Here is a 4,789-nt window from a genome sequence, read left to right on the forward strand (position 1 = left end):
CCTAATACCTATATGTTTTTTTATAATTATTAAAGTTATATGCAATAAAGTAACTTTTATTTGCATCTATTTCATTATACCATATTTAACCTTAAATAGTAAATTTATTATTTTAATTAAATATAAAATTAAATTAAATTTTATATTTAAAATTGTATAAGCACTGTTAACTATTAATGTTATCAGTATGTAAACCTCAGAAAAATTACTGAGGTTATAAATTTGCTTATGATCTTCTTACTCTTTTTAAGCTTTATTAGGTTATGTTGCTACATTAATCTTTCCTACTACCAACCTAATAATTGCTTTTCTAATTTATCGAAATCATAATCTCTGCCCTTAAAATTATCAAATCTTAATTTATTATTTCTTCCATAGCTAGTTTTATTTACAAAAGAATTATTTTCTTCTTGCTTTACAATATTTTGATTTAAGTAAACTTCAAACTTATCTCCAAACAAAGTAAAGGGTGTTAAGTATTGCTCAAACTTAGTTCCCTTCCAGGACTTAACCTTTTTATCAATAACAATTTTAAAATCATCTAAAGTAAATCCTTCCTTTAGCCTAGCCTTAACTAAATTAATAGTCTTAGTATTATTAGACTTATATCTAACACCAACCTTGGAGTTTAAGTAATTAATTATATTACTTACTTTGTCTTTTATATTATTATAAATATTATTTAATGTAGTAGATGAATTATTTAGTAAAGGAGTCTTTGTTGAACATTTCTCTGCATAACCCCTATGATTATTTTGGGATAGCCCTTCTTCCTTTTTATAATTAGCCTCTTCACAATCCTTTAAATAATCTTTTCCTTGTGCATTATTTTGAATATCCTCTTCATTATTATTAACTGTCTTATTAATTCTTTCTTGTTTATAAGAATAGGATGCTTGTCCATCTTTAGATTCACTAGCAATATCATAGTATTCTATAGCTTGCCCTACCTTAGATATATTAATATCATCAGATAAACTTGTAGCTTCTCCCACTTTAGAAATTCTATCATTATCAATACATTTAATTGCTTGTTCATTACTAAATTCATTAATGTCTTTATTACATTTAGCTGATTGTACAATTGTAGAGTTAATATCTCTATATAACCCTATAGCTTGTCCACCAGTATAACCATTATCATTATTATGGTTATTACCATTATTATCTTTACTATCATTATTGCTCTTAATATATAAGAGTTCCTTATACCTTTCCCCTAAGGCATAATAAGAAAAAGTTCCACCTTCCTTTTTAGTATAATGAGATAAAACTCCTAAGTCCCTTAGCTTTAGCATTCTCATCATAATAGATCTCTTACCTAAACCTAAGAAAGGTAATCCATTTTCTATATTTTGATAACTTACCCAATAGTAGTTAACTCCTTCTATTACATCATAGTTCATTTTCCCACTTTGTCTAAAATCATCAAAATACCTAAGTATAGTAACATCCTTAACATCTAAACCTAACTCCATAATCTTTTTAACTGAGTAACCTAAAAATGAAAATTGCATAATTAATAACCTCCATAATTCTTAATCTTGAACAGCCTGTCATTAAATAAGTACCCTGTTTAAGAGAAAATTGAGAAAATTTTTTTTATAAAAAACAAAAAAATCTAGCATATATAAATCCATAATATAAATTTATGTCTGCTAGATTTTTTCTTTCTATTTAATAAATCCACTTTCAGTGATTTTCTGTTTCTTAATTTGCTTAGGTATATCCTTATCTTCCTTTGAAATATAATCTTCAATAGCTGGTATATCAAAACCATTTAATGACCTAAGAAAACCCCTAATATTTTTATTTTCAAAAATCTCTATTTCTCTATCACTAATAACCTCATCTGATGAAATTTTAGCTTTTACAGTAAGCTCACTATTTTTAATCTTTGCTTTGAATTTCAGCATCATTATCCTCCCCCAACTTTTACACCTAGGTAAAACTTATTACCTTGAACTTATTGCAAACTATAAAGCACAAAATACAATGAAATTCATTATCATTATAAAAGTATACTTATTCTTAATAAGCCTTGTTAATTAAACAATGCTTTTTTTTAAAATCTTTCTATTTTTTACTTTTAAATTTATTAATATGTGTAATAAATAGAGGATTCCCCAGGGGACCAATTATTTCCATTAAATATTATCTTCATTTCAAATTCATCTCATAAATTTACCATCAATTCCAATTTATTTAATTGTTAAGTTTAAAGAAAAGCTAGTTTAAATAGAATAAAAGCTAGTTTAAATAGAATTAAACATTTAAACTAGCTTAAATATATTTTTAAAAGATATTTAATTAATACATAAATGAACTAATTATCTCTTCAAGTATATCTTCTCCTATATTAGAATATTCATTTAGTATATATCCTTTTATATATTTCATATAAGTGCTTACAGTCTGTCCATTAATTTCATAAGCTCCTATTATACCTGAAATTACATTAGTATAGATATATGCAATAATTAGAACAGCTAAGAATACTAATATAATAAAAACTAAAACATCAACTAATTTCATAAAGCCATCTGTAATCATATTATATAACAATGTTATTGTTGCAATTAATGTAATTATATATATTGCTTGTGAAAATAGTATGAACTTGTATGAAAATACTAATTGTAGTAATCCAAAGACTATAAGAACAGAAGTCATTGGTATAGTATTAATTATAGTTGCATACACTATGCTTTTATTATTCCAATCACTTTTTTTGATTTTAGAAAGTATAAATACTAATGCCATTAAAATTATCAATACACTAATTCCTAAAATTAATGAATATAATATAACTTTTCCCTTATTTAAATTTAAATTATACCTCATTAAATCAACATAAGATAAACCAAATACTTTTCCTGGTGCATTTATAAATTTATTTATACTACCACCAAGTTTAGCGAAGGCAGTAAATATATTAAATAAAACTGCTATAAGGAAGGCAGCTCCAGAAAGATATACAAAGGTCTTATTATCATCATTAATTACTTTTTCAGTAACCCCATTTATATCTTTGAAATATGATTTAACTACCTTTGCCGCTTCTTTTGATTCTTTATTAATTGTCTCTTTTGCATTTAGAATGCGTGCTGCATTTTCAAGACTTTCTGGGCAATTACATATTTTCCCCTCTTCAATCTGTTTTCCACAATACTTACAAAATCTAGCCATTAAAATTTCCCCTTTACATTTTAATTATAGTTATATATTTATTTAATTTGCATACCACATTTTTAACAAAACATTTATATCCACCCGCACTATTTTGGGTAATATCCATATACATTACATATTTTAATTCTAATTTAAAATAATCATATATATAACTTGTATTGTATAAATATATAACTTTTATTATACAAAAGTTTCCAATATATTTTACCATATATAATCTTTTTTTATATTACATTAACTATTTATAAAGTATAATTGGTCTTATGTCAATATTTTGGACACAAAAAGTCGAATTTTTTTATGCTATACATCTAGCTAATAATTCACATTGATTTTGGGTCATGTAATTAATAGAGGAGTGTAGTCTTTTTCTGTTATACCAACCCTCTATATATCTAAATATAGCAATATTAGCTTCTTCGAAGGTGCGGTATGTGAATGTAGATCTATGACTGAAGCCAAATAGGCCCACCCATCTTTTGTAGTATGAATATACGTAATATCTTCTGCCCTTTCCCATAATGGACACATCCTTTCTTAACTAAATGTTATTTTACTTAGTTCGTCTTAATGTGTCCACTACTTTATACTAACACCAAATTTATTCAAAAAATAATTGGATATAAATTTACCCCTAGGGATATTCCCCAGGGGACCAATTTTTTACCAATTATTTATATGAAACTAATGTACCAGTTCCATCATATAATTCTGCTCTATCTCCATCATTATTCCAAATGTAAGCACTAGTCCATTTTAATGTTCCATCTGCTTTTCCACTTGCTATTGTAATTTGAGAATTAGCTGGCATTACATAACCAATTGGGAAATTAAATACTTGATTTCCTTCTACGCTTACTAATTTCCAACCTGTCATATTTATATCTGCATTAGAATAATTCTTTAATGTTACAATTTCATTAACTAAATCTACATTTGTTATTCCTATATCACCAGTTGTTGTTCCTGGATTAGTAGAACCAGAACCACCTGTATTTCCATTATAACTACCTGGAGAAACATTGAAAGTAATATTATTTCCATTACTAGTAGCTATTATTGTTCCTGATTCATCTGTTCTATATATATTTATATTTTTAGATTGTAATCTATCCATTACAGTTTTATTTGGATGTCCGTAAGAATTATCCTTTCCTACTGAAACTACTGCATATTTAGGATTTACTCTATCTAAGAATCCTTGTGATGTAGATGTACTACTTCCATGATGTCCTACCTTTAATACATCTGCTTTTAAATCTAAGCCTTTATTTATCATTTCATTTTCAGAAAGGGTTTCAGCATCCCCTGTAAATAAGAAACTATTATTTAAATATGTTAGCTTTACTACAACAGAATAATTATTTAAACTATCATAGCTTTCAGAGTTTGGTGCTAAAATAGTAAAGGTTGCTCCACCTATAGAGTATTTATCTCCTGTTTTAGGTAGTGTAATTGTTAAACCTTTATTTCTTATTGCAGTTAACACATCTTCATAAGTCTTTGTAGTTGTAGTTGCCTTAGGCATTATTACTTTTCCTATAGAAAAATTATTAATAACATCATCTAATCCACCTATATGATCTTCGTGTGGATG

General features: G+C 26.2%; 4 protein-coding genes and 1 pseudogene. All 5 read right to left on the bottom strand.

The features are described from left to right. Nucleotides 1-287: 287 nt before the first annotated feature. On the bottom strand, nucleotides 288-1,517 hold the full coding sequence (locus HUJ77_RS14575; RefSeq protein ID WP_291709873.1) for a conserved phage C-terminal domain-containing protein: 1,230 nt from the start codon (nucleotides 1,515-1,517) through the stop codon (nucleotides 288-290). 156 nt (nucleotides 1,518-1,673) lie between these two features. Next, nucleotides 1,674-1,919 (bottom strand): hypothetical protein, encoded by a 246-nt coding sequence (locus tag HUJ77_RS14580; protein WP_291709874.1) that lies wholly within the window; start codon nucleotides 1,917-1,919, stop codon nucleotides 1,674-1,676. Between the two features lie 391 nt (nucleotides 1,920-2,310). Then, entirely contained in the window at nucleotides 2,311-3,189 is an 879-nt protein-coding gene (locus HUJ77_RS14585; RefSeq protein WP_291709877.1) for a hypothetical protein, read from the bottom strand. A 301-nt stretch (nucleotides 3,190-3,490) separates the two neighbouring features. Further along, a pseudogene (locus tag HUJ77_RS14590) lies at nucleotides 3,491-3,696 on the bottom strand (IS3 family transposase); the annotation flags it as partial. Between the two features lie 166 nt (nucleotides 3,697-3,862). Further along, nucleotides 3,863-4,789, bottom strand: a 927-nt coding sequence (locus tag HUJ77_RS14595) for a lamin tail domain-containing protein (RefSeq protein WP_291709879.1), incomplete at its 5' end; no start/stop codon positions are given.

Origin of the sequence: Clostridium sp. (assembly GCF_021443865.1) — a bacterium.
GTDB lineage: Bacteria > Bacillota > Clostridia > Clostridiales > Clostridiaceae > Clostridium.